Origin of the sequence: Salmonella sp. 3C, from assembly GCF_025426275.1 — a bacterium.
Lineage (GTDB): Bacteria > Pseudomonadota > Gammaproteobacteria > Enterobacterales > Enterobacteriaceae > Salmonella > Salmonella enterica.
Genome location: NZ_CP104858.1, coordinates 593,158 through 617,941, shown reverse-complemented (window position 1 = coordinate 617,941; position 24,784 = coordinate 593,158). Strand labels below are relative to the sequence as shown.

33 protein-coding genes and 2 pseudogenes are annotated in these 24,784 nt (G+C 51.2%); 30 read left to right on the top strand and 5 right to left on the bottom strand.

The window, feature by feature from the left end:
* The first annotated feature begins 44 nt into the window (after positions 1–44).
* From N7E69_RS02845 to N7E69_RS02820, 6 genes are all read left to right on the top strand, one after another.
* Entirely contained in the window at positions 45–386 is a 342-nt protein-coding gene (locus N7E69_RS02845; RefSeq protein ID WP_000963195.1) for a DUF5347 domain-containing protein, read from the top strand.
* Positions 387–453: 67 nt separating this feature from the next.
* Positions 454–687: a DUF2732 domain-containing protein gene (locus N7E69_RS02840; protein WP_001244234.1), complete on the top strand. Its 234-nt coding sequence runs from the start codon at positions 454–456 to the stop codon at positions 685–687.
* A complete protein-coding gene (locus tag N7E69_RS02835) occupies positions 687–914 on the top strand; it encodes a TraR/DksA family transcriptional regulator (RefSeq protein WP_000785509.1) in 228 nt (75 codons plus the stop codon). The genes N7E69_RS02840 and N7E69_RS02835 overlap by 1 nt, the downstream gene beginning before the upstream one ends.
* Positions 911–1,768 (top strand): DNA adenine methylase, encoded by an 858-nt coding sequence (locus N7E69_RS02830; RefSeq protein WP_000104186.1) that lies wholly within the window; start codon positions 911–913, stop codon positions 1,766–1,768. Before N7E69_RS02835 ends, N7E69_RS02830 begins: the two co-directional genes overlap by 4 nt.
* Positions 1,765–4,161 (top strand): replication endonuclease, encoded by a 2,397-nt coding sequence (locus tag N7E69_RS02825; RefSeq protein WP_000017509.1) that lies wholly within the window; start codon positions 1,765–1,767, stop codon positions 4,159–4,161. Before N7E69_RS02830 ends, N7E69_RS02825 begins: the two co-directional genes overlap by 4 nt.
* 155 nt (positions 4,162–4,316) lie before the next feature.
* Positions 4,317–4,505, top strand: coding sequence for a hypothetical protein (locus tag N7E69_RS02820; RefSeq protein WP_001154444.1), 189 nt, complete (start codon positions 4,317–4,319; stop codon positions 4,503–4,505).
* A 68-nt stretch (positions 4,506–4,573) separates the two neighbouring features.
* Here the strand turns inward: N7E69_RS02820 and N7E69_RS02815 are convergent, their stop codons facing one another.
* Positions 4,574–4,873, bottom strand: a complete 300-nt coding sequence (locus N7E69_RS02815) for a hypothetical protein (RefSeq protein ID WP_000790439.1) — start codon at positions 4,871–4,873, stop codon at positions 4,574–4,576.
* 110 nt (positions 4,874–4,983) lie between these two features.
* Positions 4,984–5,790 (bottom strand): DUF6694 family lipoprotein, encoded by an 807-nt coding sequence (locus tag N7E69_RS02810; RefSeq protein ID WP_001751928.1) that lies wholly within the window; start codon positions 5,788–5,790, stop codon positions 4,984–4,986.
* A 273-nt stretch (positions 5,791–6,063) separates the two neighbouring features.
* Between N7E69_RS02810 and N7E69_RS02805 the strand changes: the two are divergent.
* The 3 genes and pseudogenes from N7E69_RS02805 to N7E69_RS24525 all read left to right on the top strand — a co-directional run bounded on the left by N7E69_RS02805 (position 6,064) and on the right by N7E69_RS24525 (position 8,220).
* A pseudogene (locus N7E69_RS02805) lies at positions 6,064–6,246 on the top strand (hypothetical protein).
* Positions 6,247–6,282: 36 nt separating this feature from the next.
* Positions 6,283–7,437, top strand: coding sequence for a DUF262 domain-containing protein (locus N7E69_RS02800; RefSeq protein WP_001675485.1), 1,155 nt, complete (start codon positions 6,283–6,285; stop codon positions 7,435–7,437).
* 4 nt (positions 7,438–7,441) lie between these two features.
* A pseudogene (locus tag N7E69_RS24525) lies at positions 7,442–8,220 on the top strand (MAE_28990/MAE_18760 family HEPN-like nuclease).
* On the opposite strand, the gene N7E69_RS02785 reads toward N7E69_RS24525, so the two are convergent.
* Positions 8,217–9,248, bottom strand: coding sequence for a phage portal protein (locus N7E69_RS02785; RefSeq protein ID WP_001751931.1), 1,032 nt, complete (start codon positions 9,246–9,248; stop codon positions 8,217–8,219). The pseudogene N7E69_RS24525 and the gene N7E69_RS02785 overlap by 4 nt on opposite strands.
* Positions 9,248–11,014 (bottom strand): terminase ATPase subunit family protein, encoded by a 1,767-nt coding sequence (locus N7E69_RS02780; protein WP_001574814.1) that lies wholly within the window; start codon positions 11,012–11,014, stop codon positions 9,248–9,250. The genes N7E69_RS02785 and N7E69_RS02780 overlap by 1 nt, the downstream gene beginning before the upstream one ends.
* Before the next feature lie 142 nt (positions 11,015–11,156).
* Between N7E69_RS02780 and N7E69_RS02775 the strand changes: the two genes are divergently transcribed.
* From N7E69_RS02775 to N7E69_RS02720, 12 genes are all read left to right on the top strand, one after another.
* Positions 11,157–11,990, top strand: coding sequence for a GPO family capsid scaffolding protein (locus tag N7E69_RS02775; protein ID WP_000216232.1), 834 nt, complete (start codon positions 11,157–11,159; stop codon positions 11,988–11,990).
* Positions 11,991–12,006: 16 nt separating this feature from the next.
* Positions 12,007–13,065: a phage major capsid protein, P2 family gene (locus tag N7E69_RS02770; RefSeq protein WP_000742505.1), complete on the top strand. Its 1,059-nt coding sequence runs from the start codon at positions 12,007–12,009 to the stop codon at positions 13,063–13,065.
* A gap of 3 nt (positions 13,066–13,068) precedes the next feature.
* Positions 13,069–13,719 (top strand): terminase endonuclease subunit, encoded by a 651-nt coding sequence (locus N7E69_RS02765; protein ID WP_000059191.1) that lies wholly within the window; start codon positions 13,069–13,071, stop codon positions 13,717–13,719.
* Between the two features lie 95 nt (positions 13,720–13,814).
* Positions 13,815–14,279, top strand: coding sequence for a head completion/stabilization protein (locus tag N7E69_RS02760; protein ID WP_000673520.1), 465 nt, complete (start codon positions 13,815–13,817; stop codon positions 14,277–14,279).
* The gene (locus N7E69_RS02755) at positions 14,279–14,482 is read left to right on the top strand and encodes a tail protein X (RefSeq protein WP_000868175.1); all 204 of its coding nucleotides are present in this window, start codon (positions 14,279–14,281) and stop codon (positions 14,480–14,482) included. The genes N7E69_RS02760 and N7E69_RS02755 overlap by 1 nt, the downstream gene beginning before the upstream one ends.
* 3 nt (positions 14,483–14,485) lie before the next feature.
* Positions 14,486–14,701 carry an HP1 family phage holin gene (locus tag N7E69_RS02750; RefSeq protein ID WP_000171568.1) on the top strand — a complete coding sequence of 72 codons (216 nt, stop codon included), beginning with the start codon at positions 14,486–14,488 and terminating at the stop codon, positions 14,699–14,701.
* A complete protein-coding gene (locus tag N7E69_RS02745) occupies positions 14,682–15,194 on the top strand; it encodes a lysozyme (protein WP_001069909.1) in 513 nt (170 codons plus the stop codon). Before N7E69_RS02750 ends, N7E69_RS02745 begins: the two co-directional genes overlap by 20 nt.
* Position 15,195: 1 nt before the next feature.
* Positions 15,196–15,573 (top strand): DNZ54_00345 family protein, encoded by a 378-nt coding sequence (locus N7E69_RS02740; protein ID WP_000727849.1) that lies wholly within the window; start codon positions 15,196–15,198, stop codon positions 15,571–15,573.
* Positions 15,570–15,998, top strand: a complete 429-nt coding sequence (gene lysB, locus N7E69_RS02735; protein ID WP_001574811.1) for an Rz-like lysis system protein LysB — start codon at positions 15,570–15,572, stop codon at positions 15,996–15,998. The genes N7E69_RS02740 and lysB overlap by 4 nt, the downstream gene beginning before the upstream one ends.
* Positions 15,883–16,131, top strand: a complete 249-nt coding sequence (gene lysC / locus N7E69_RS02730; protein ID WP_214292207.1) for an Rz1-like lysis system protein LysC — start codon at positions 15,883–15,885, stop codon at positions 16,129–16,131. Before lysB ends, lysC begins: the two co-directional genes overlap by 116 nt.
* A complete protein-coding gene (locus tag N7E69_RS02725) occupies positions 16,094–16,525 on the top strand; it encodes a phage tail protein (protein ID WP_001039937.1) in 432 nt (143 codons plus the stop codon). Before lysC ends, N7E69_RS02725 begins: the two co-directional genes overlap by 38 nt.
* Complete coding sequence (locus N7E69_RS02720; protein ID WP_000829151.1) at positions 16,518–16,964, top strand: phage virion morphogenesis protein; 447 nt, start codon at positions 16,518–16,520, stop codon at positions 16,962–16,964. Before N7E69_RS02725 ends, N7E69_RS02720 begins: the two co-directional genes overlap by 8 nt.
* 26 nt (positions 16,965–16,990) lie before the next feature.
* Here the strand turns inward: N7E69_RS02720 and N7E69_RS02715 are convergent, their stop codons facing one another.
* On the bottom strand, positions 16,991–17,857 hold the full coding sequence (locus N7E69_RS02715) for a hypothetical protein (protein WP_000192047.1): 867 nt from the start codon (positions 17,855–17,857) through the stop codon (positions 16,991–16,993).
* Positions 17,858–17,952: 95 nt separating this feature from the next.
* On the opposite strand from N7E69_RS02715, the gene N7E69_RS02710 reads away from it, so the two are divergent.
* From N7E69_RS02710 to N7E69_RS02670, 9 genes are all read left to right on the top strand, one after another.
* Complete coding sequence (locus N7E69_RS02710; protein WP_000993756.1) at positions 17,953–18,531, top strand: phage baseplate assembly protein V; 579 nt, start codon at positions 17,953–17,955, stop codon at positions 18,529–18,531.
* Entirely contained in the window at positions 18,528–18,887 is a 360-nt protein-coding gene (locus tag N7E69_RS02705) for a GPW/gp25 family protein (RefSeq protein WP_000177484.1), read from the top strand. Before N7E69_RS02710 ends, N7E69_RS02705 begins: the two co-directional genes overlap by 4 nt.
* Positions 18,874–19,782, top strand: coding sequence for a baseplate assembly protein (locus N7E69_RS02700; RefSeq protein WP_000268273.1), 909 nt, complete (start codon positions 18,874–18,876; stop codon positions 19,780–19,782). The genes N7E69_RS02705 and N7E69_RS02700 overlap by 14 nt, the downstream gene beginning before the upstream one ends.
* Positions 19,775–20,380, top strand: coding sequence for a phage tail protein I (locus N7E69_RS02695; RefSeq protein WP_001086804.1), 606 nt, complete (start codon positions 19,775–19,777; stop codon positions 20,378–20,380). Before N7E69_RS02700 ends, N7E69_RS02695 begins: the two co-directional genes overlap by 8 nt.
* Entirely contained in the window at positions 20,377–22,062 is a 1,686-nt protein-coding gene (locus N7E69_RS02690) for a phage tail protein (protein WP_001274650.1), read from the top strand. Before N7E69_RS02695 ends, N7E69_RS02690 begins: the two co-directional genes overlap by 4 nt.
* Positions 22,063–22,064: 2 nt before the next feature.
* Positions 22,065–22,592, top strand: a complete 528-nt coding sequence (locus N7E69_RS02685; RefSeq protein WP_000680167.1) for a tail fiber assembly protein — start codon at positions 22,065–22,067, stop codon at positions 22,590–22,592.
* Positions 22,593–22,722: 130 nt separating this feature from the next.
* The gene (locus N7E69_RS02680) at positions 22,723–23,895 is read left to right on the top strand and encodes a phage tail sheath protein (protein WP_000046103.1); all 1,173 of its coding nucleotides are present in this window, start codon (positions 22,723–22,725) and stop codon (positions 23,893–23,895) included.
* A gap of 9 nt (positions 23,896–23,904) precedes the next feature.
* Positions 23,905–24,420: a phage major tail tube protein gene (locus N7E69_RS02675; protein ID WP_001207653.1), complete on the top strand. Its 516-nt coding sequence runs from the start codon at positions 23,905–23,907 to the stop codon at positions 24,418–24,420.
* 54 nt (positions 24,421–24,474) lie between these two features.
* The gene (locus N7E69_RS02670; protein ID WP_001280967.1) at positions 24,475–24,777 is read left to right on the top strand and encodes a phage tail assembly protein; all 303 of its coding nucleotides are present in this window, start codon (positions 24,475–24,477) and stop codon (positions 24,775–24,777) included.
* The last annotated feature ends 7 nt before the right edge of the window (positions 24,778–24,784 follow it).

Below are 24,784 nucleotides of genomic sequence, written 5' to 3'. Positions count from 1 at the left end.
GCACAACTTCAAATAGGTATATGTACGACGAGATAGGAGGGAGAATGGCTATTGATGGTCCGGTGGCGACAGTTCCACTAAGCCCCGGCAAACGCCTGGATGGGTTGAATCATATTGCTGAATTACGCGCAAAAGTGTTCGGCCTGAATATTGAGTCGGAGCTTGAAAGGTTCATTGAAGATATGCGCGACCAAAGGGATGTTAACAATAAACAAAATGAGAGGGCACTGGCAGCCATATTCTATATGGCAAAGATTCCAGCAGAACGTCATAGCGTCAATATTAGTGATCTGACTACTGACGAAAAGCGGGAACTGATTAAAGCAATGAATCATTTTCGTGCAGTGGTGAGCTTATTTCCAAAACGGCTAACCATGCCGAATTAACCCACAACAGAAATTAATGGCGTAAACCCGCCGGGCTTCTTATTGCCCAAATTCAGGAGAAACAACAATGCGAAATATTGAAACCCGTATCACTAAAACCGGACCAGATGATGCTGGCCTTAATCAGCTGCTGACTGATGCGCGCATGGAAGAACGCCGTGGACGCGCTGATTTGATGGCAGCACGTCTGGACTCTTTGGCTGCCCATATCGTGTCACGTCAGCTTAACCACACGGAAGCGGCTGAGCTGCTGCGTCAAGAAGCGGTGAAGATTCAGAACGAAGCGCAGGAGATCCACTGATGGCTGATTCAATGGACCTCGTACAGCAGCGCGTTGAAGAAGAACGCCAGCGCCACATCCATACCGCCCGCAATAAAACGCCGGGCGTTTCCCGTGTTCTCTGCATTGATTGCGATGCACCGATTCCGCCAGCACGCCGCCGCGCCATTCCGGGCGTGCAGTGCTGCATCACCTGTCAGGAAATCGCAGAGCTGAAAGGCAAACACTACAACGGAGGTGCTGTATGAGCACCATCCTGAAATGGGCGGGTAATAAAACTACCATTATGTCCGAACTGAAAAAACATCTTCCTGCTGGCCCGCGACTGGTTGAACCTTTCGCGGGTTCCTGTGCTGTGATGATGGAGACGGATTACCCCAGTTATCTTGTTGCGGATATTAATCCTGATTTAATCAACCTCTATAAAAAGGTTGCTGCTGATTGTGAATCGTTTATATCTCGCGCCAGAGTTTTATTTGAGATCGCAAACAGGGAGGTGGCTTATTACAACATAAGGCAGGAGTTTAATTACTCAACTGAAATTACTGATTTCATGAAAGCGGTATATTTCCTGTATCTCAATCGTCACGGTTACCGTGGTTTATGTCGCTATAACAAGAGCGGGCATTTCAACATTCCCTACGGTAATTATAAAAATCCGTATTTCCCTGAAAAAGAAATTCGCGCATTTGCAGAAAAGGCCCAGCGAGCAACGTTTATCTGCGCCAGCTTTGATGAAACGCTGGCGATGTTGAAGGCGGGGGATGTGGTGTATTGCGATCCGCCGTATGACGGTACGTTTTCCGGCTATCACACTGATGGTTTCACTGAAGATGACCAGTATCACCTAGCATCCGTTCTTGAACATCGGTCATCAGAAGGACATCCGGTCATTGTTTCTAACAGTGACACATCCCTGATCCGTTCGCTGTATCGCAATTTTACTCACCACTACATCAAGGCAAAACGCAGCATCGGCGTAGCAGCTGGTGAGAGTAAATCTGCAACAGAAATCATCGCTGTTTCTGGGGCACGCTGCTGGGTGGGATTTGATCCTTCGCGTGGCGTGGATAGTTCTGCCGTGTACGGAGTGCGTGCATGAGCCATGCTGATATGAACAACTGCAGCGGCTTTAACGAGGCCGCCGCAGCATTCTCATGGAACAGCCCGAAAAAGGCTATTAACCCTTATCTGGACCCGGCGGAAGTTGCGCCGGTTTCTGCGCTTTCAAACCTGATCACTCTGTACGCTGCCGATAACGAGCAGGAACAACTGCGCCGCGAGGCACTGAGTGATCAGGTCTGGGAGCGTTATTTCTTTAATGAATCCCGTGATCCTGTCCAGCGCGAAATGGAGCAGGATAAGCTCATTAGCCGGGCAAAGCTGGCGCATGAGCAGCAGCGTTTTAATCCGGACATGGTCATACTGGCGGACGTTAACGCCCAGCCTTCCCATATCAGCAAGCCGCTGATGCAACGTATTGAATACTTCAGCAGCCTGGGCAGGCCAAAGGCTTATTCCCGCTATTTGCGTGAGACGATTAAGCCATGTCTGGAACGACTGGAGCATGTACGCGACAGTCAGCTATCCACTTCTTTTCGCTTTATGGCAAGCCATGAAGGGCTGGACGGCCTGCTGATCTTGCCTGAAATGAGTCAGGATCAGGTGAAACGCCTGTCTACTCTTGTCGCTGCGCATATGAGTATGTGTCTTGATGCCGCTTGTGGTGATTTGTATGCCACCGATGATGTTAAGCCAGAAGAAATCCGCAAGACATGGGAAAAGGTGGCAGCAGAAACCCTGCGACTGGATGTCATACCGCCTGCGTTTGAGCAACTCCGCCGGAAAAGAAACCGCCGTAAACCCGTGCCCTATGAACTCATTCCGGGTTCGCTGGCGCGTATGTTGTGCGCCGATTGGTGGTACCGGAAATTATGGAAGATGCGTTGCGAATGGCGGGAAGAGCAGTTGCGTGCTGTTTGCCTGGTCAGCAAAAAAGCATCTCCCTATGTCAGCTATGAAGTCGTGATGCATAAACGTGAGCAGCGCCGTAAGTCGCTGGAGTTTTTCCGTTCTCATGAACTGGTGAACGAAGACGGCGACACGCTGGACATGGAGGATGTGGTAAACGCCAGCAGCAGCAACCCTGCGCATCGCCGCAATGAGATGATGGCCTGTGTTAAAGGTCTGGAGCTTATCGCGGAAATGCGCGGTGACTGCGCCGTTTTCTACACCATCACCTGTCCGTCACGTTTCCATTCCACGCTAAATAACGGCAGGCCCAACCCGACCTGGACAAATGCGACGGTAAGACAAAGCAGTGATTATCTGGTCGGCATGTTTGCTGCATTTCGTAAGGCGATGCACAAAGCCGGATTGCGCTGGTATGGCGTGCGGGTGGCTGAGCCGCATCATGACGGCACAGTTCACTGGCACCTGTTGTGTTTCATGCGCAAAAAAGACCGCCGCGCCATTACTGCATTGTTGCGTAAGTTTGCTATCCGTGAAGACCGCGAGGAGCTGGGTAATAACACGGGGCCACGCTTTAAGTCTGAGCTGATAAACCCGCGCAAAGGAACGCCGACTAGCTACATCGCGAAATACATCAGTAAGAACATTGACGGGCGTGGTCTGGCTGGCGGGATCAGCAAGGAAACGGGTAAATCTCTGCGTGATAACGCTGAATACGTTAATGCCTGGGCGTCTCTGCATCGTGTTCAGCAATTCCGCTTCTTTGGCATTCCGGGGCGTCAGGCTTACCGTGAACTGCGATTGCTGGCTGGTCAGGCGGCAAGGCAACAGGGTGACAAAAAAGCAGGTGCGCCGGTACTGGATAACCCGCGCCTTGATGCCATTCTGGCTGCAGCTGATGCTGGTTGTTTTGCCACCTACATCATGAAGCAGGGCGGCGTACTGGTTCCCCGTAAATATCACCTCATCAGAACCGCTTATGAAATCAACGAAGAGCCGACCGCCTATGGCGATCACGGCATTCGTATTTATGGCATCTGGTCACCCATTGCAGAGGGTAAGATCTGCACTCATGCAGTGAAGTGGAAAATGGTTCGTAAGGCCGTTGACGTTCAGGAGGCGGCAGCCGACCAGGGCGCTTGCGCCCCTTGGACTCGTGGCAATAACTGTCCCCCTGTTGAAAATACGAACAAATCAGGGGGGGATCTGCCCGATATTAAAACCATGAATGAGAAGGAACTGCAGGATTATCTCCACAATATGGGCCAGAAGGAACGGCGGGAACTTACCGCCAGGTTGAGACTGGTAAAACCGAAGCGGAAAACAGTATACAAACAGAATATTTCGGAGCAGCAGCGCCTGCAGCTTAAGGCAGAACTGACTGCCAGAGGGTTTGAAGGTAGTGCATCGGAGATTGATTTGCTTCTGCGTGGCGGCAGTATTCCATCCGGGGCTGGGTTGCGTATTTTTTACCGTAACCAGCGGTTGCAGGAAGATGATAGATGGCGGCAATGGTACGGCTGACGCGGGTTAATAATTTATGCGGTTATTGATCGGTGTCAGGGCTATCTAATTGACAGATAAAAAGAGTTTTACATTTCTAGCTTCCTAATATACTGTAATTATAAATAGTGGTTATATATACAGCATTGTGTTCCGTAGCAGTGAAAGGAGGGAAGATGCAGGACTATCTTTTGGAGTCGTTGAAGCTCCAGCGCATTGATTTTTTTATCAAGCTTGTGGCGGCTAGTGAGTGCAGCGACGAAGAGAAGCGGCTGGCTATCCAGTGGGTATCCGAACTGACAGACGAACTGATGGCAAAAATTCGCAGCCATGAATACAGCAGGTCTATGGATGTAACCAGTTGATCAGTGTCCTGATGGCCCTTGATTGGATAATCCAAAAGGGGCATAAGGCCCCTTTCACATACGTCGATTTAGTTGTTCCCCAGTGAGCCTGCCATCGCAGCATATTTAATTTCATCGGCAGGTATTTCAGGATGTAATTGGATCTGCCTAATGACATAGCTAGGAACTTCATCACCCCATAGTTTAGCCGCATCCTTGCAGACTTTATACGCGAAGTCTCTATGCTCAAAGGCATAGGATTTTCCGTATGCGTATTGCTGACAGGCATGGACATAAGCTCCGAAGTCGCCGTCTTTATCCGGAAAAGCACATCCAGCCAGAGCTATGATGATTGCTACTAACGTAAAGGGGAGAGTTATATTTTTCATGGTATCTTTCTAAGCGTTTGGTATTATTTAATTAAGGATTACTTACGAGTGCCTAGTAGTCCCCAAGATATATTCTCAGGGACTATGCTGTATCAGCTTTAATTACGACCTTATTTAGAAAGGTACTTTTCTCTAAGTTGATTCAGTCTATCAGCATCGCGTTCTGAAAACTCGGCGTCACCATAGATCGATTTTCCATCTGCGTCTTCAAGGCCAGTGACTGTGACGGTAAATACTGCATCAGCCGGAACCTCAAGTTTTCCCCAATCAGAGTACCTGTTAGGGGCTAATTTCCAGTTGGCTTTCTCACTTGGTTCCAGACCTCCAGAAATTTTATAGTTGAAGACGTCAGAGAACCAAGGGACGCTTCTTCCAGGGCTTGCAATAACTCCTTTAAAGAATACTCTAGCAACCGCTTTGTCTGTTCCGTTTTCAACGCTAATATCCAGAATTGGTTGGTCATTGCCGTAATTCTCTTTCTGGAAATAAAAACGGGAGCGTTCGACCTTGAAGGCTTTCATTTTTTCAGCTGCCTGTGCCGCCGAGGTTTGTTTGGCTTCCAGTTCTTTTATTTCTTGCAGAGCCTGTTCTCTCTCCCTCCTCTCACGCTCAAGGCGAATAGTTTCTGCGTAATTTATAACCTCATCACCAGTTTTACCTTCCAGCGCTGTCTTAATTTTTGTTTCGTAAACGTCCCCAGAAGACGCTCCAGCTTGCATTAGCTCTCTCATGTTGATTTGGCTAAAGGCAACGACTTTAACCGCATCATCAAACTGAGCTTTTTTATCTGCAGGTAAGGACTCTCTTACCTTTTGAATGGACTCTTTCATCGACTGATCGCTTGATGCATCGATCTTCGGTTTGTCACAAGCAGTAAGCAGCAGTGCAAGAACAATTACGCCAGTTAATTTCTTCATATCCCTATCCCAATCGTAAACAAACAAGACTAATCCTAACAGGATTATCTGGCATGACAAACCCGTAGCCATATCATGTGCCAAGGTGTGCTGTGCAAGCTACTGGTCTGAGAAAACCTGTACGGATCCTCATGTTGAAACTTGAAAATCCTGTTCGCTTTAAGATGGAATCAGTTACCCGAAAGAGCTGACGCTAGTGCATATAAGATGGCTGATGTGCTATGACTCGTTTCACTGTTCTACCGATTTCCATGTCATGCATGTCTATGCCGCATGAGATCGCATGATCGTTTGAGGATCGTTTTTGCTAAGGCCCGCCAGAATTGGTGGGCTTCTGCGTAGATCATGCAGGTGCATGAAAACCACTACAGAAAGCGGGCAGGCGTGGCGGGGATACGAGCGCGCGCCAGCATCTGGCTATGGTATTATTTATTACAATTATCTATAGTGTTATAAATTCGAAGTTCCACGAGAAATTGAAGGGTGATTATAATGACTGATGTAAATGTTCAACAAATTCTAACAGAGCAAAATGACGAGATTGAGATTGAGATTGAGAATGAAATTGAGCCTTATGAACATATAAAAGAGCGTAAGGTTGTTATTCAGCCATATGATTATGCGGTACGAACTCTTGTTGATATGATAATTGAAGGGGATTTAATTCTTGAGCCTGATTATCAAAGGAAATATCAATGGGATGATATTAAAGCGTCAAGGTTTATTGAATCGATAGCTTTAAATATACCTGTGCCAGTTGTGTATTTGGCTGAGGAAAAAGATGGTACATTTAGTGTCATTGATGGACAACAGCGATTGACATCCTTGTTCCGCTTTATTAAAGCTAACGAGATTGAGAATTTATTCCCAGACTCAGGATTGATGCCATTAAAGCTAACTGGGTTAAAAATAATCTCAGAAATAAATGGTAAAGAATATCTTGAGTTAGATCGTGTATTAAGATCTAATATTGCGAAAAGAGCTATTAGGTGCATTGTTGTTCTCAATGAATCAGATGAGGCTTTAAAGTTTGAAGTATTTGAACGCTTAAATACAGGGAGTGCATCGCTCTCTGATCAAGAAGTTCGTAATTGTGTATATCGAGGTAGTTATAATGAACTACTGAAAAAATTGGCACAATATGATAAATTCGTTGAGTTGATTTCGCTGCCTGAGCAAGATGCTAAGTCAATGAAGGCTGTTGAGTTAGTGTTGCGCTTCTTAGCGTATAGAGAATTATCAGCGTCTTCTGATTACTCAGATAACTACTCTGAGTATTTGAATTTACATATGGAGGAAAATCGCGAAATTTCTACAGCAAGAGCAGAAAGTGTTACCTCTCTTTTTTATGGAACTGTTGACTTAATTCACGATGTGTTAGGTCCAGGTATTGCTTTTAGAAAACCCAAAGATCAAACAGATCCAAGTAAAGGGTATTTTCAAAATAGAATTAATGGCTCTATTTATGAATCACAAATGGTTGCTTTTTCCAGAGCATTTGAACAGGGGAAAAAGGAAGATCTTGCAGTTAAGGCATTTAGTGTGTTTAAAAATGAAGGCTATTGGAAAACCTTATTCCAAGGGACTTCAAAAAAGAACTCGGCATTGAATAGAAGTACAATTCTTACTGAGGCATTAATGGGGTAATGGCATGGAATGCAGAGCTGTTTACATGCAAAGATTTGAGGAGATAAATCTTCTTGCAACGATGGCAGAGAAGAATTCTGAGCTTGGTGGGAATATTATGGCTATGAACGCATTGACTCGTTCTGGGCTAGTATTATTGTGTGGCTATTTTGAAGGTTTTCTTCGTGAAATGTGTAAAGAGTTTGTTGAGGAGCTCAATGATTTGGGTATCCCACCTTCAAAAATTCCTTTGCGAATGCTTTCAGAGCATGTTAACGCCTGTTCAGATAAAATAAAAATAACAAATGCCAACCTTTTAATGATTTTATAATAAATGTTGAGAAATCACTACCTATACAACTAGATAGTGATAAATTATCTTCAACAAATGCTAATCCTACAGTTGATACTATTGAGCGGATATTTAATATGTTCGATATTCCTTTAGTATTAGATGAGTTATCAATCAATGATTTTGATGTTGATAATATGTATAACTTAGAATCACAAGTAAATGAGCTGTTGAAGGGGTCTATATTTATCCTTTTAGAGGGAAATTCAAATCAAGTTGAAGGTATAGTGAATATAATTGAATCAAAATGGGCACCTAAGAAAAAACGTAGACGAGTTGGATATCTTAACGTTATTGATGAGCTTCTGAAAAAGAGAAATAGAATCGCTCATGGAGAGGGTTTTGATGTTGTAACTGCTAATGAGCTTAAAGAGGCCACTGAGCAAATAAAAAAATTATGCGATGGCCTGCTAGGAAAGTTAACTGATAAGCTAGCTGAAATGAAACCTTAGTCTCCAATAGAATATTGTGAGTAAGTGATTATTTTTTCATTAATCCATTCGTTTAACTCACTAAATCGCTTCTGAAGGGGGGTTAATTCATTCCTAACAAATACCTTGCTAGCTTTTTCGATATCCCCAAACCCCCCAACATTATTAGGCATTATCCCCATCATTTGCGGCGGCACACGGTGTGCCGCCATCATGTCGTCCCGGCTCACGTTCTTGATATTCAGAAACTCATCCTTCGCCGCGACTTCTGACAACGGGATGATCTGAAGCCCGTCCTTTTTGCCGTTAGGCGAGTACATAAACAGGTTGCGGAAGTTGCCAGGGCCTTTGGCGCTTTTCATCGCATTGCGGAGGTTGTTCACATCCTCTTGGTTCTGCGCGGCATCGGTCATGTACATGATGAAGCCTGCATGACTGCCGTTAATGTAATACTTCCGGCGGAACAGCGTGGCGGACTCGTTGAGCAGGGCTGATGGAATGGCAGAAAGATAACCTGGCAGGCCGTAGATCTCCTGGTTGATGTCCGGTTCCATCAGATGAAAAATGCTGTCTTTCGTGAACTGATACGGCTGGGTTGTCATACCGTATTGCACAAACCAGTAGGTATCCAGGTCTAACCCGCGTCGGGTGTATTTTGCCAGAGCAGGCTCAAGGGCGATAACTTCACCGAAGCGGTTCGTGCGTTTCTCCAGGTAGGCGTTACCAAATACCAGATAGTCCTGCACAAAACGTGAAAAAGCCTGCTGGCTGAGCAGCGGGTGAGGGATGTAGGTACTGGTCAGAATGTTGCATTTCACCGCAATTGGTGAGCTGTGATGCACGGCGGCGCGGAAGGTTCGTGCCAGTCCGTCAAAGCTGACGGGCGGCTCATACCAGCGGTCCATCTGTACGCATTCCACATAGTCCAGCAGTTCACGGCGGTCCAGAACAGGAACGGGATCACCAAAGCTGAATGCTTCGGCTGAAGTTTGGCTTTTATGCTTGAGCTGATTCGTCGCCGCAGCGCGGTTTTTCTTACTCTTTCCCATCAAAAAATCTCCACAATATTGCTGGTATTGGCGGACTCGCCCTGCAGCGGCTCGTTAAACAGTGCGTGCATTGTTGCCCAGGCCAGATCGGCGTGGCTGGCTTCTTCGCTGCGGCTGGCTTCATAGGTCGGGCGGTTGCCGCTGGCAGTGGTGGCGCGACGGATTGCCATAAAGGACTGCGCTATGTCGGTGTGCCCGGCGTCAAACTCCAGGCGGCGGTGGCTAATAATGTCGTAGGCCTTGAGTACCAGGGCGTTTTTAACGTTGGGGTTGTAGACAAACTCCCGGACGGCAGGAAAAAACGCTTTCACGTTCTCGTAAACCCCGTGACCGACGCCGGTTGAGTCGATACCGATGTATGTCACGTTGTACTGTTCAGTCAGTTTTTTGATGGCGTCAGCCTGGGCGCGGAAGTCCATCCCGCGCCACTGGTGACGCTCAAGAATGCGGAACTTACCGCCCGGCACGGCTGGCGGTGCCACCACCACGCACCCGGCGCTGTCGCCGTTTTGCGTACCTTTTGCCGGGTCATAACCGATCCACACTTCGCGCCAGCCAAACGGGCGCAGGGCCAGTGCATGAAAGTCGGTCCAGACTTCCCAACTGTCCACCATGCACGCCTGCAGCTCGCTGAGCGGGAACACGGACGCGAGATCGTCCACAAACTCGCACATCAGCAGGTTCTGGTATTCGTCCGGGCTGTACTCCATGCGCAACTGATCGAGGTCGAAAAGGTTACATCCGCCGCGCACTGCATCTTCCACGGTGACTATCTGGCGGTATTGCCCGTCTGCGCACAGCAGGCCGGGGGCCAGATTGCTGTGGGACAGGTCGATGTCCACCTTATCGGCTTTATTGCGCCCACGGTTGAACAGCGCACCGGACCAGAACGGATAAGCACTGTGTGTCAGGCTGGATGGCGTGGAAAAATAGGTTTGTCGCCATTTTTTGTGAATAGCCATACCGGAAGCCACTTTGCGCAGCTCCTGGAATTTCGGTATCCAGAAATATTCATCCAGATACAGGTTGCCGTGGTAACTCTGGGCCGTGCGGGCATTGGTGCCGAGGAAGTAAAGCGTGGCTCCGTTAGGAAGCACCATCGGATCGCCTTTCAGCTCCACCTCGACTTCTTTGGCGAAGTCTATGATGTACTGCTTAAAGACGTGAGCCTGTGCCTTGCTGGCGGAAAGAAAAATCTGGTTACGTCCGGTAAGCAGAGCGTCAATCAGGGCTTCACGGGCAAAGTAAAAGGTCGCGCCGATCTGGCGTGACTTCAGCAGGTTGCGGATGCGGTTGGTTTTTCCAGCTTCCCACCAGTGGCGCTGGTAGTTGAACATGGAGGAATGGAAGATTTCTTCCAGCTTCTCAATCTGTTCATCGGTGAAAACATTCTTTTCCGGCTGACGGCGCGGGCCTTTGTTGCGGTTGGCGACGTTTGGGTTTAAGTCGGCTTCGTTACCGCCATTGTTAAACTTGCCGATGCGCGCGTGGCGCTCCGACTGGCGCGCCAGCAGGTCAATCTCTTTGAAATCTTTCCCTTCTTTGTGCTCCTTCATAATGAGCTGGCAGTAGCGTGCGGCGGTGGTGAGCTGCATCTGATCCAGCGGCCCATAGTCACCCCACTTGTCGCGTTTTTTCCAGCTGTGAACGGTTGCAACTTTCTCGCCCAGCATTTCAGCAATGCGGGCTACGCGGTATCCCTGAAAGTACAGCAGCATGGCCTGCCGACGGGGATCGAGCTCTGCGGATGTTAGTGTGGTGTTCATGGCACAAACCTACAGCCTTGAATGAAGGCTTTCCCCGCCTGCGGTTTGTGTGGTTGTCGGTACAAATACCGCGCATTGTTTCACTGCCCCCATCACCGCAACCATAAGGCTCCAGTAAGTTTTTTCTAATGGAGCACGGCTCATGACAGTGAAAGCAAAGCGTTTTCGCATCGGGGTGGAAGGTGCCACCACCGACGGACGCGAAATCCAGCGTGAATGGCTGGAACAGATGGCAGCCAGCTACAACCCGGCGGTGTACACCGCGCTGATTAACCTTGAGCACATCAAGTCTTATCTGCCGGACAGCACCTTTAACCGCTACGGCAAGGTAACGGCGCTGTTTGCTGAAGAAATCACGGAAGGTCCGCTGGCAGGCAAGATGGCATTGTATGCCGACGTTGAGCCAACGGAGTCCCTGGTGGAACTGGTGAAAAAAGGCCAGAAATTATTCACCTCTATGGAAGTCAGCCCGAAGTTCGCTGATACGGGCAAAGCCTACCTGGTTGGCCTGGCCGCCACTGATGATCCCGCCAGTCTGGGTACGGAAATGCTGACATTCAGCGCCAGTGCAGCCCATAACCCGCTGGCAAACCGCAAGCAGAATCCCGCCAATCTTTTTACCGCTGCAGAGGAAACGGTGATCGAACTGGAAGAAGCCCAGGACGACAAACCGTCCCTGTTTGCCCGTGTCACGGCGCTGTTTACCAAAAAAGAGCAGTCCGATGACGCCCGGTTCTCTGATATGCATAAGGCCGTGGAACTGGTCGCCACTGAGCAGCAGAACCTGAGCGCACGCACCGAAAAATCTTTGTCTGAGCAGGATGAACGCCTGTCTGAGCTGGAGACTGCCCTGCAGGCACAGCAGACCGCCTTTAACGAACTGGTGAATAAGCTGAGTCATGAAGACAGCCGCCAGGACTACCGCCAGCGTGCAACAGGCGGTAACGCCTCCGCTGACACTCTGACCAATTGCTGATGGAGCACAAAACCCGATGAAGAAGAATACCCGCTTTGCTTTTAACGCTTACCTGCAGCAGCTGGCGCGTCTGAACGGTGTGGCCGTTGAAGAACTGTCCAGCAAGTTCACTGTAGAGCCGTCTGTGCAGCAGACGCTGGAAGACCAGATCCAGCAGTCCGCCGCATTCCTGACGCTGATTAACGTCACGCCAGTGACTGAGCAGTCCGGTCAGCTGCTGGGGCTGGGTGTTGGCAGCACCATTGCCGGAACCACTGACACCACTGCGAAAGAGCGTGAACCTGTCGATCCGACGCTGATGGTCGATGTGGAATATAAATGCGAGCAGACCAACTTTGACACGGTGCTGACCTACGCGAAGCTGGACCTGTGGGCGAAGTTTCAGGATTTCCAGGTGCGTATCCGTGACGCCATCGTGAAACGTCAGGCACTGGACCGCATCATGATCGGCTTTAACGGCGTGAAGCGTGCGAAAACCTCCAACCGTAGTGAAAACCCGCTGCTGCAGGATGTGAATAAAGGCTGGCTGCAGAAAATCCGTGAGGATGCACCGGATCACGTCATGGGCAGCACCACCGCGGGCGGCGAAACCACACCGGGTGCGGTGAAAGTCGGGAAAGGTGGCGAATATGCCAACCTGGACGCTGTGGTGATGGATGCGGTCAATGAGCTTATCGACGTGGTCTACCAGGACGATGACGATCTGGTGGTGATTTGCGGTCGTGAACTGCTGTCTGACAAGTATTTCCCGCTGGTCAACAAAGAGCAGGAAAACAGTGAAAAATTGGCAGCCGATATGATTATCAGTCAGAAACGCATGGGCGGTCTGCAGGCCGTGCGTGCGCCGTTCTTCCCGCCGAATGCGCTGCTGATCACCCGTCTGGATAACTTGTCCATCTACTGGCAGGAAGACACCCGCCGCCGTTCAGTTATCGACAACCCGAAACGTGACCGGATTGAAAATTTTGAATCCGTTAACGAAGCCTACGTGGTTGAGGACTACCGCTGCGCCGCACTGGTGGAAAACCTCCAGATTGGCGACTTCAGCGCCGCCGCAGCAGAAGCCGGAGCGTAAACCATGAGCCTGAGTCCCGCACGGCAGCATCGCCTGCGCGTTCAGGCTGAACAGGCCGCCCGCGAGGGCGGCAGCGTTCGCCACGCGTCGGGCTATGACCTGATGCTGCTGCAACTGGCGGAAGACCGCCGCCGTCTCAAGGGCGTTCAGTCCACGGTGAAAAAAGCGGAAATAAAGGTGGAGCTGCTGCCGAAATATGCCGCCTGGGCGGAGGGCGTCCTGGCTGCCGGAGGCGCTCAACAGGATGACGTGCTGATGTACGTGATGCTGTGGCGCATTGATGCCGGAGATTATGCCGGGGCGCTGGAGATCGGGCGTCATGCCCTGCGTCATGGCTGGGTGATGCCGCTGGGTAACCGCAACGTGCAGACCGTGCTGGCAGAGGAAATGGCAGATGCAGCGCAGAGCGCAATGCTTGCCGCCACCGGCTTTGATGCCGATCTGTTGCTGCAGACGCTGGAGCTGACAGACGGTCTGGATATGCCGGACCAGTCACGGGCGCGTCTGCATAAAGCGATTGGCGCTGTCCTGAGTGAAAGCAATCCGGCTTCCGCCCTTAATCATCTCAACCATGCGTTACAGCTCGATCCCCGCTGTGGCGTGAAAAAAGACAAACAGCAGCTGGAGCGCAGACTGCGCAATGACAGCCGCTGACAGAACGTGCCCCCGCGCACGGGCGGCACGGGGTGGCGAAAGGCACTGCCACATCAAAACCCCGTCCACCGCCCTTTATTTCAGGAGAAAGCAGCATGAAGTTTGTTGCGCCAGAACAGGCACCGGAACAGGCGGAAATCATCAGAAATACGCCGTTCTGGCCTGATGTGGACCTGTCGGAGTTTCGCAGTGTCATGCGCACCGACGGCACGGTGACGCAGCCGCGTTTAAAGCAAGTTGCGCTGTCGGCAATTTCGGAGGTCAACGCAGAGCTGTATGAGTTTCGCAGACGCCAGCAGATGCTGGGGTATGCCTCGCTGGCAGAAGTCCCGGCGGAACAACTGGACGGCAAAAGCGAGCGCATTCAGCACTATTTCAACGCGGTTTACTGCTGGGCACGCGCCATGCTCAACGAACGTTACCAGGACTATGACGCCACGGCATCCGGTGCGAAGCGAGGCGAGGAACTGGCGGAAGCAAGCGGTGATTTATGGCGTGACGCCCGCTGGGCCATCAGCCGGGTGCAGGATGCGCCGCACTGCACAGTGGAGCTTATCTGATGAAAGTGCGTGCGCATCAGTATGACACGGTGGACGCACTTTGCTGGCGTCATTACGGGCGCACGCAGGGTGTCACGGAGCAGGTACTGAAGGCAAATCCGGGGCTTGCCGAATACGGCCCCTTTTTACCTCACGGGCTGCAGGTGGAGCTGCCGGACATTCCGACAACCACCACCGTGCAGACCGTCCAGCTATGGGACTGAATTATGACGCTTGAGCGAATCAGCGCCTTTATCACGTATTGCATCGCCGTCGTGCTGGCCTGGCTGGGCGATTTGTCCATCAAGGATGCCTCAACGCTGGGCGGCCTGATGATCGGTGTGCTGATGCTGGCTATCAACTGGTACTACAAACACAAAGCCTACCAGCTTCTGCGCGACGGGCAGATCTCGCGGGAGGACTATGAATCCATCAATCGTTAAACGCTGCCTTGTCGGGGCCGTGCTGGCTATTGCTGCCACGCTGCCGGGGTTTCAGCAGCTTCACACCTCCGTGGAGGGGCTGAAACTGATTGCCGATTACGAAGGCTGTCGTCTGCAGCCGTATCAGTGCAGCGCGGGTGTCTGGACCGACGGCATTGGTAATACATCGGGCGTCATTCCCGGCAAAACAATCACGGAACGACAGGCAGCAGAAGGGCTGATCTCCAACGTGCTGCGTGTGGAGCGGGCACTGGAAAGGTGTGTGAAGCAACAGCCACCACAGAAGGTGTATGACGCTACGGTGTCGTTTGCCTTCAACGTGGGGACGGGCAATGCCTGCAGCTCCACGCTGGTGAAATTGCTCAATCAGCGGCGCTGGGCGGATGCGTGCCGACAGTTGCCGCGCTGGGTTTATGTAAAAGGTGTGTTTAATCAGGGGCTGGATAACCGCCGTGCGCGGGAGATGGCCTGGTGCTTACAGGGAGCAAACTGAAATGAAAAAGAAATTAATCAGCGGACTGTTTCTGATGTTATGGATGGCGCTGTTAATCGCAGCAATGGTGTATCCGCAGGGGATTTTTCCGGTACTGGCAGCGTCCGGCGTTTGGGTAGCCTGTTTGCTGACATGGGCGGTAATTCCGGTAGCACTGGCTGCGTTAATTAAGAATGGCCCGCTCTGGCAGGAGTTAAGGGCATCTTTGCTGAAGACAATTACCCGAAAAGAAAACGTATTTATCAGTTGGGTGATGCGATTGCTGATTATCGTAAGTCTCGCCTGGACGGGGTGGGCCATTACCCTGGTCTTTTATCTGCTGACCGTTATTGCCTTCTGGATCACTCGTAACCAGATGGCGCAACAGGTAGCAGCATGAACCGGTTGCTGCTGGTTGTGCTGGCGTTATTACTGGCGTCGCTGGGCTGGCAGACGTGGCGGCTGGCTGATGCCAGCCAGACCATCAGCACGCAGGCAGACGAGCTGCGGAGCAAAAGTCAGGCACTGGCAAAGAGCAACAGCCAGCTTATCAGCCTGTCCATTCTGACTGAAACCAATAACCGGGAGCAGGCGCGGCTCTATGCCGAAGCAGAACAGACCAGCGCGCTGCTGAGACAACGACAACATCGGATTGAGGAACTGAAACGTGAGAACGAGGATTTACGCCGCTGGGCTGATACTCCTTTGCCTGCTGACATTATCCGGCTGCGGGAACGTCCGGCACTCACCGGAGGTGCAGCTTACCGTCAGTGGTTGTCCGCGAGTGACGCCGTGTCAGCTGGATCAGGCAGCGCCACACAATAACGGTGATCTGAACGCATTGCTGGATGAAACGGAGGCCGCCTGGGCGGTCTGTGCAGACAAAGTGGACATGATTATTGCGTGTCAGGAGCGAAACAGTGAACAAACCACAATCCCTGCGCCACGCCCTCAATAAAGCAGTGCCTTATGTCCGTAATAACCCGGATAAACTGCATCTGTTTGTGGATAACGGTTCGCTGGTTGCCACGGGGGCCAGCTCCATGTCATGGGAGTACCGTTACACCCTGAACGCGGTGATTGAGGATTTCAGCGGCGACCAGAATCTGCTGATGGCCCCGGTCTTGCTGTGGCTGCGGGATAACCAGCCCGATGCCATCAATAATCCGGCGTTACGGGAAAAGTTATTCACCTTTGAGGTGGATATTCTGCGCAACGATGTCTGTGATATCAGCCTTAACCTGCAACTGACGGAGCGTGTGCTGGTCAGCACTGACGGCAGTGTGTCGAGCGTTGAAGCTGTAGCAGAGCCCGATGAACCTGAAGAAATGTGGACGGTGAAACGTGGCTGAACTGCAGAAGGTGGACGACTGGCTGAGTGCTTTGCTGGCGAATCTGGAGCCAGCCACAAGAAGCCGCATGATGCGTCAGCTGGCGCAGGAACTGCGCCGGACACAGCAGCAGAACATCAGGATGCAGCGCAATCCAGATGGCAGCAGTTATGAACCGCGTAGGGTAACAGCACGCAGCAAAAAGGGGCGCATCAAACGTCAGATGTTTACAAAGCTGCGCACCACCAAATACCTTCAAACTACCGCCAGCGCCAATTCTGCCAGCGTGCAGTTTGAAGGTAAGGTGCAGCGCATTGCCCGCGTTCACCATTACGGCCTGCGTGATCGCGTCAGTCGTAAAGGGCCAGAGGTCCGTTACGCAGAGCGTCGCCTTCTTGGTGTAAATGATGATGTGGAAACTGTCATTCAGGATGCTTTGCTAAATTGGTTACAGAGATAAATAAAACCACATTTATAAAATTTAGTTTACTTTTTACTGATAAATGGATTCCTATCAATCCATGAGTCCCAGTTTATATAATTGTCATCAAATCCTATGAATTTCATTAGTACAAGTGGCACCAGTAAATTCAAATTTGATGAGTAATCTTGAATTTCAATTTTGCCATCTGAGTTTTTTTCATCAAGATAGGCAATGTATTTACCATTGTGGAACAGCGAGTGACGGAGTTTGCAGTAATGCATAATGTTTCTTTGAGCTAATGTATGTCCTGTTTTTTCGACATTAAAACCATATTCTTTTAAAACCTGAGTGATTATTTGTGGTGTTTTGGCAGGGGAGTAGTCATTTTTAATAAATCTGCAAAGTGCTTCTAGTGCCGAGAATAATAAATAATATCTGACGTCGATATAATTTATTGAGTCGCGGAAAGCTAGCATTGATTTAAAAAATGATGTTCTAAAGGCATCTTGTTTTAGCATGGCTTTACTATTTAGTTTTTCCATGGCTAAGCAAATAAAATTTTCTCGGCTGTTTGGTGCAAAATAATCTTCCATGATGATAATGCCCGCACCCTTATCTCTTTTTTTGTCAAGCTTTTTGGGTAGAGATGGTTTGAAATTGAAAGGGGTTTCATCATTTTCAAGTTCTCCTGAAATGATTACATTTTTTTGTTCAATGAAACTAAGAACTGCTTGTAAATCAAAAATAAGCTGCTGTTGAGCGGCGTAGTTATTCGAGTTTGGTTTGAAAAAACCAGTGAGGATGTACCTATCATTAGCCCAGCCATTTTTTTTTAACTCACTCCATGAACTGAAAATAGGAGTTAACTCACCACCGTCAAATGTGATTTTTTTAGTGAAATTAAATCCATAAATTGCGATTTGTGTCATCTTAAATACCTTAGAAATTGTTTCTCTTTTGTGTGGTTCTCCATACATACGCTCTGTATTACATCACTCTACCTGGTTGTGCAAGGATCGCTCTCATGAATGCACAACTGACTGAAATCATGCGCCTTATCACCAATCTGATCCGCACAGGTGTAGTTACCGAAGTGGACCGGGAGAACTGGCTTTGCCGGGTGAAAACGGGCGACCTTGAAACCAACTGGATTAACTGGCTGACACTGCGTGCGGGCAAATCGCGCACCTGGTGGAAACCGTCTGTGGGTGAGCAGGTTGTGCTGTTCAGCCTTGGCGGCAATCTGGAAACCGCGTTTGCCCTGCCTGCGGTCTACTCAAACCAGTTTCCGCCACCTTCAGACTCTGAGGACGGTAACGTGACGGAATACCCGGACGGCGGCTGGTTTGAATATGAACCCGCCACCGGGCGCTGGTTTGTCAGGGGCATCAAATCAATGGTCATTGAGACCGCTGACAATATCACCCTGAAAACCAGTGAGTTTGTGCTGGAGGCTGACCGCACGCGTATTAACAGCGAAGTGGTGATCAATGGTGGCGTTACCCAGGGCGGCGGTGCGATGAGTTCTAACGGGATCGTGGTTGATGCGCATCAGCATACTGGCGTCCTGAAAGGCGGCGATACAACCGGAGGCCCGGTATGACGCTGTATCTCGGCATGAGTCAGAGCAATGGAAAAGCGATTACGGATACCGACCATCTGCGCCAGTCGGTGCGGGATATTCTGCTGACGCCGCAGGGCAGCCGCATTGCCCGCCGGGAATACGGTTCCCTGCTGTCGACCCTGATTGACCGGCCGCAGAACCCGGCGCTGAGACTGCAGATCATGTCTGCGGTCTACGTGGCCCTGAGTCGCTGGGAGCCACGACTGACGCTGGATTCCATCACCATCAGCAGCAATTTTGATGGCTCCATGGTGGTTGAGCTTACCGGACAGCGCAACAACGGCGCGCCGGTTTCCCTTTCCGTATCAACAGGAGCAGACAATGGCAGTCATTGACCTTTCCCAGTTGCCTGCGCCGCAGATAGTGGACGTGCCGGATTTTGAGACGCTGCTGGCTGAGCGCAAGGCCGCTTTTGTGCTCCTTTATCCGGCGGATGAACAGGACGCGGTGCGGCGCACACTGGCGCTGGAATCTGAACCCGTCACCAAGCTGCTGCAGGAAAGTACATACCGCGAAATCCTGCTGCGCCAGCGTATTAACGAGGCTGCGCAGGCGGTCATGGTGGCCTATTCGATAGGAAATGATCTTGAGCAGCTGGCAGCCAACTGCAACGTGAAACGTCTGACGGTAGTGCCTGCTGATAATGATGCAGTACCGCCGGTCGCCGCAGTGATGGAAGATGATGATGCGCTGCGCCAGCGCATCCCTGCAGCATTTGAGGGACTGTCCGTTGCTGGCCCGACGGGAGCCTATGAATTTCACGCCAGAAGTGCGGACGGACGTGTGGCAGATGCCAGCGCAACCAGTCCGGCCCCTGCAGAGGTGGTACTTACCGTACTGAGCCGGGAGGGTGACGGTACAGCAGTAAAAGACCTGCTGGATGTGGTTGAAAAAGCCCTGAACAGTGAGAGTGTACGCCCGGTGGCTGACCGTCTGACGGTTCGTAGTGCGGAGATCATACCGTACCGGGTGGAGGCTACCATTTTTCTTTATCCGGGGCCGGAAGCGGAGCCTGTTATGGCGGCGGCAAAAGCCAGCCTGCAGAAGTACATCGCCAGTCAGACGAGGCTGGGACGTGATATCCGCCGCAGCGCCATTTATGCCGCGCTGCACGTGGAGGGCGTCCAGCGTGTGGAGCTAACGTCCCCTCTGGAGGATGTGGTGCTGGATAAGACGCAGGCGGCATCCTGTACTGAATGGAGCGTTACCAACGGGGGCACGGATGAATAGTCTGTTGCCGCCGGGTTCGTCGCCGCTTGAGCGCCGACTGGCGCAGACCTGCAGCGGGATTTCCGATCTGCAGGTATCGCTGCGTGATTTGTGGAACCCGGCAACCTGCCCGATCAGATTCCTGCCTTATCTGGCCTGGGCGTTTTCTGTTGACCGCTGGGATGAGAGCTGGACAGAAAGCGTCAAGCGCCGCGTTGTGCAGGACGCTTTTTATATCCATCAGCACAAGGGGACAACCCGCGCCGTGCGGCGCGTGGTGGAGCCGTTCGGCTTCCTGATCCGCATCATTGAGTGGTGGCAGACCGGCGAAACGCCGGGAACGTTCCGTCTGGATATTGGCGTACAGGATCATGGTATCACCGAAGACACCTATCTGGAGCTTGAGCGCCTGATAAGCGATGCCAAACCATGCAGCCGTCATCTGGTTGGTATGTCCATCAACCTGCAGACAGGTGGCCCGTATTTTGTGGGGGCAGCCACCTACACCGGCGAAGAAATCACGATCTACCCGTATATCAACGAAACCATTATTTCCGGCGGCACCGCTTATGAGGGCGGGGCGGTCCATGTTATTGACACAATGAGAGTGAATCCATGAGCGCAAAATTTTATACCCTGCTGACGGAGATCGGCGCGGCGAAACTGGCAAGCGCCGCCGCGCTCGGTGTCCCGCTGAAAATTACCCATATGGCGGTGGGCGACGGTGGCGGTGTGCTGCCCACACCCAGCGCGCAACAGACCGCGTTAGTTGCTGAGAAGCGTCGAGCAGCGCTGAATATGCTGTATATCGACCCGCAGAACAGCAGCCAGATTATTGCTGAGCAAGTGATCCCGGAAACTGAGGGGGGATGGTGGATTCGTGAGGTCGGCCTGTTTGATGAAACCGGCGCACTGATCGCCGTGGGTAACAGCCCTGAGAGCTACAAGCCGCAGCTGACAGAAGGGAGCGGACGTACGCAGACCGTGCGCATGGTACTGATTACCAGCAGCACCGATAACATCACCCTGAAAATTGATCCTGCAGTAGTACTGGCAACCCGTAAATATGTAGATGATAAGGCGCTGGAGCTGAAGGTATATGTAGACGACCTGATGGCAAAGCATCTTGCTGCACCGGACCCGCATTCACAGTATGCACCCAAAGAAAGTCCGACGTTTACCGGGACACCCAAAGCGCCAACGCCAGCGGCGCTGGATACATTAAATGAACTGGCTGCTGCGCTGGGGAATGATCCAAACTTTGCGACAACAGTGATGAATGCGCTGGCAGGAAAACAACCTCTCGATACCACGCTGACGAATCTGAGTGGAAAAGACAATGCAGGGATTCTCCAATACCTCGGTTTAAAAGACGCACTTTTAAAAGGTGACGGGCGATTCCTTGCGGGAACGTTTGTCAGTGACGCAATTGACCGAACATCAATTGGTGCCAGAGCGGCTACAGGCTGTCAGTTTATGCGCGCACATCAGGCACCTGATGCGCCAGACCAGGTAAGTTTCTGGCAAATTATTACCCTTAGCGAGGTGGTAAGTCCGACCACTGTTGTGGATGTTCTTGCAGTCAGTGGCAATAACGTATTGTTTGGTCACGGAACAGGAGCGGGTATTACCTCATGGCGTCAAGTGGCGATGCTGGAGGGGGGCGCCTTTACGGGGGGTATTTCTGCTCCAAATATGCGTGGCGATACCCTGGTTACGGTTGGGGATGGCACTGGTGGGATGGCTAAAGGTGACGTTGATGGTGCAGGTTTTAATGGTAACAATCTGAACATTAAGTCATGGAATGGTATCGGATTTCAGAACTCAGAAGACCTGGCTATCCGGGCATATATCAGCACCCGACTCGGTGTTATCGCAGCTGCTGAAAATTTGCAGGCCGGAAATGCGATATTCAACAAAAACGGCGATGTTTACGGCGATATATGGGGCACAGGCAGCGGGCCTGGCTGGTTGAGTGCGTATATTGCAGGCAGACCGTTACGACAATACATCACCATGGTCGGTGTGTACCAGAACGACAAAACAAAGCCATTTATGCTTCATGATGATGGTTCTGGTGTATTCCTTGCTACAACTGACATGCTAAGTGGGTATGTTCAGTCAATTCGATTCGGTGCCGTTGAGCATGGAAACGTATATCGTTCGCCCGGATTTGCAGACCAGTTAGGTTACGTCATTACAGGTGTTGAGAATGGAGACTCGAACGAAACACCAGACAGGATCCAACGACGCTTGTTACAGCTTAAAGTGAATGGTCAGTGGTATACGGTGGGGGCATAAAAATGAAACATTTTAAAAATTTCACTAAAACAACGGAATTAACACCCGTTCAGCAGGAATTATCAGAGAACTGCAGCATCCAGTTTATCAATGATGAAGCAGGTATTGACTGGTATATATTACAAAAATTATTCCACTCCGATACACTGAAAATCCAGTATGACAAAACAGGACTAATTATTTCTGCAGATAAAGATGTGACAAAGCTATTTCCACTGAATTGCTCTGTTGTGGAATTTGCTGATACTGATATTCCTGATGATTTCCAGCCAGGTAATTTCACCTACAGCAACGGCACTATCGCCCCTGTTCAGACTGATTATGTTGCTTTAGCGACGGCAGATCGCGACAGGCGTATGGCTGCGGTCACGATAAAAATCAATCAGCTTATGGAAGCTCAGGACGATAGCGATATTACGGCGACAGAACTGCTGGAACTTTCAGCACTGCGTGAATATCGTACGAAACTAAGACGAATGGATTTAACTGCTGCGCCAAATATTAACTGGCCTGTGTATCCGAAAAAGTAACTCCGTCCCTGCGTTAGCGGGGTCTTTTTATCCCTTCCATTGTGCCATCTCCTGTACAACGTATATCGCGTGCGCCGCGTGCGTATCAACCAGAACATAAGGTATCCCTGTCAACCGGAGAGACTGCCTTATGGCTCAGGATTACCACCACGGGGTGCGCGTTGTTGAAATCAACGAAGGCACCCGACCTATTACCACGGTGAGCACTGCCATCGTGGGCATGGTCTGCACCGGCGATGATGCTGATGCGTCCGTGTTCCCCCTCAATAAGCCGGTCCTGCTGACTGATGTGCTCACCGCCAGCGGTAAAGCGGGGGAGTCCGGCACGCTGGCCCGCTCGCTGGACGCGATTGCAGATCAGGCAAAACCCGTAACTGTCGTTGTGCGTGTGGCGCAGGGCGAAACCGAAGCGGAAACCACCTCCAATATTATCGGCGGCGTAACTCCCGACGGTAAGAAAACGGGCATGAAAGCGCTACTGTCGGCGCAGTCGCAGCTCGGTGTTAAGCCGCGCATTCTTGGGGTGCCGGGACATGACACTCAGGCCGTTGCTACTGAACTGCTGGGCGTGGCGCAAAGCTTGCGCGGGTTTGCCTACCTTGCTGCTAATGGCTGCAAAACGGTGGAGGAAGCTATTGCCTATCGCGAGAATTTCAGTCAGCGCGAGGGAATGCTGATCTGGCCTGACTTCATCAACTTTGACACCGTGCTGAAAGCAGACGCCACGGCTTACGCCTCCGCCCGTGCGCTCGGCCTGCGTGCCAAAATCGACGAGCAGATTGGCTGGCATAAAACCCTGTCCAATGTGGGTGTGAACGGTGTCACCGGCATTTCCGCTGATGTGTTCTGGGATCTGCAGGACCCGGCAACCGATGCGGGACTGCTGAACAAAAATGACGTCACCACATTGATCCGCAAAGACGGCTTCCGCTTCTGGGGTTCCCGTTGTCTCAGTGACGATCCGCTGTTTGCCTTTGAGAACTACACCCGCACGGCGCAGGTGCTGGCTGACACTATGGCGGAGGCGCACATGTGGGCGGTGGATGGCGTGCTTAATCCGTCGCTGGCCCGCGACATTATTGAAGGACTACGCGCCAAGATGCGCAGTCTGGTCAACCAGGGATACCTGATTGGTGGTGACTGCTGGCTGGATGAGTCCGTTAACGATAAAGACACCCTTAAAGCCGGGAAACTGACCATTGATTATGACTACACTCCGGTGCCTCCGCTTGAAAACCTGATGCTGCGCCAGCGCATCACCGATCGTTACCTGGTCGATTTTGCCAGCCGTGTCGCTGCATAAGGGGGAATCATGGCTTTACCACGCAAGTTAAAACACCTGAACCTGTTCAACGACGGGAACAACTGGCAGGGGATCGTTGAGTCTCTGACCCTGCCGAAATTTACCCGCAAGTTTGAGAAGTATCGCGGCGGCGGTATGCCGGGCGCAGTGGATGTGGACATGGGGCTGGATGACGGCGCACTGGACACGGAATTTTCAATCGGCGGTACCGAGCTGCTGTTATTCAAGCAGATGGGCAAGGCAACCGTTGACGGCATCCAGCTGCGTTTCACAGGTTCCATTCAGCGTGACGATACCGGCGAAGTGCAGGCCGTTGAGCTGGTTGTGCGCGGGCGCCATAAAGAGGTGGATTCCGGCGAGTGGAAAACCGGCGAGAGCAGCAGCACCAAAGTCAGCAGTACCAACAGCTACGCGAAGCTGACCATTAATGGTGAGGTGCTCTATGAGGTCGATCTGGTCAACATGGTAGAAATCGTTGGCGGCGTGGACCTGATGGAAGAACACCGTAATGCCCTTGGCCTCTGATTAACCTTAACGGCGCGGGCAGCCGCGCCAGTATTTCATTAACAGGAAACGAACATGAGCGACAAGCTGACTGAAAAGACCGTAAAACTGGATACCCCCATCATGCGCGGTAAAACTGAAATTACCGAAATTGTGCTGCGCAAGCCTCAGTCCGGCGCACTGCGTGGCACCCGTCTGCAGGCCATTATGGATATGGACGTGGGCGCAATGATGACTGTGATCCCACGAATCTCCACCCCGACGCTGACCGCGCAGGAAATGGCAGAGCTGGACCCCGCCGATCTCACCGCGCTGTCGGTAGAGGTGGTGACTTTTTTGTTGAAGAAGTCGGTGCTTGCCGGTTTACCGACAGCCTGACGATTGA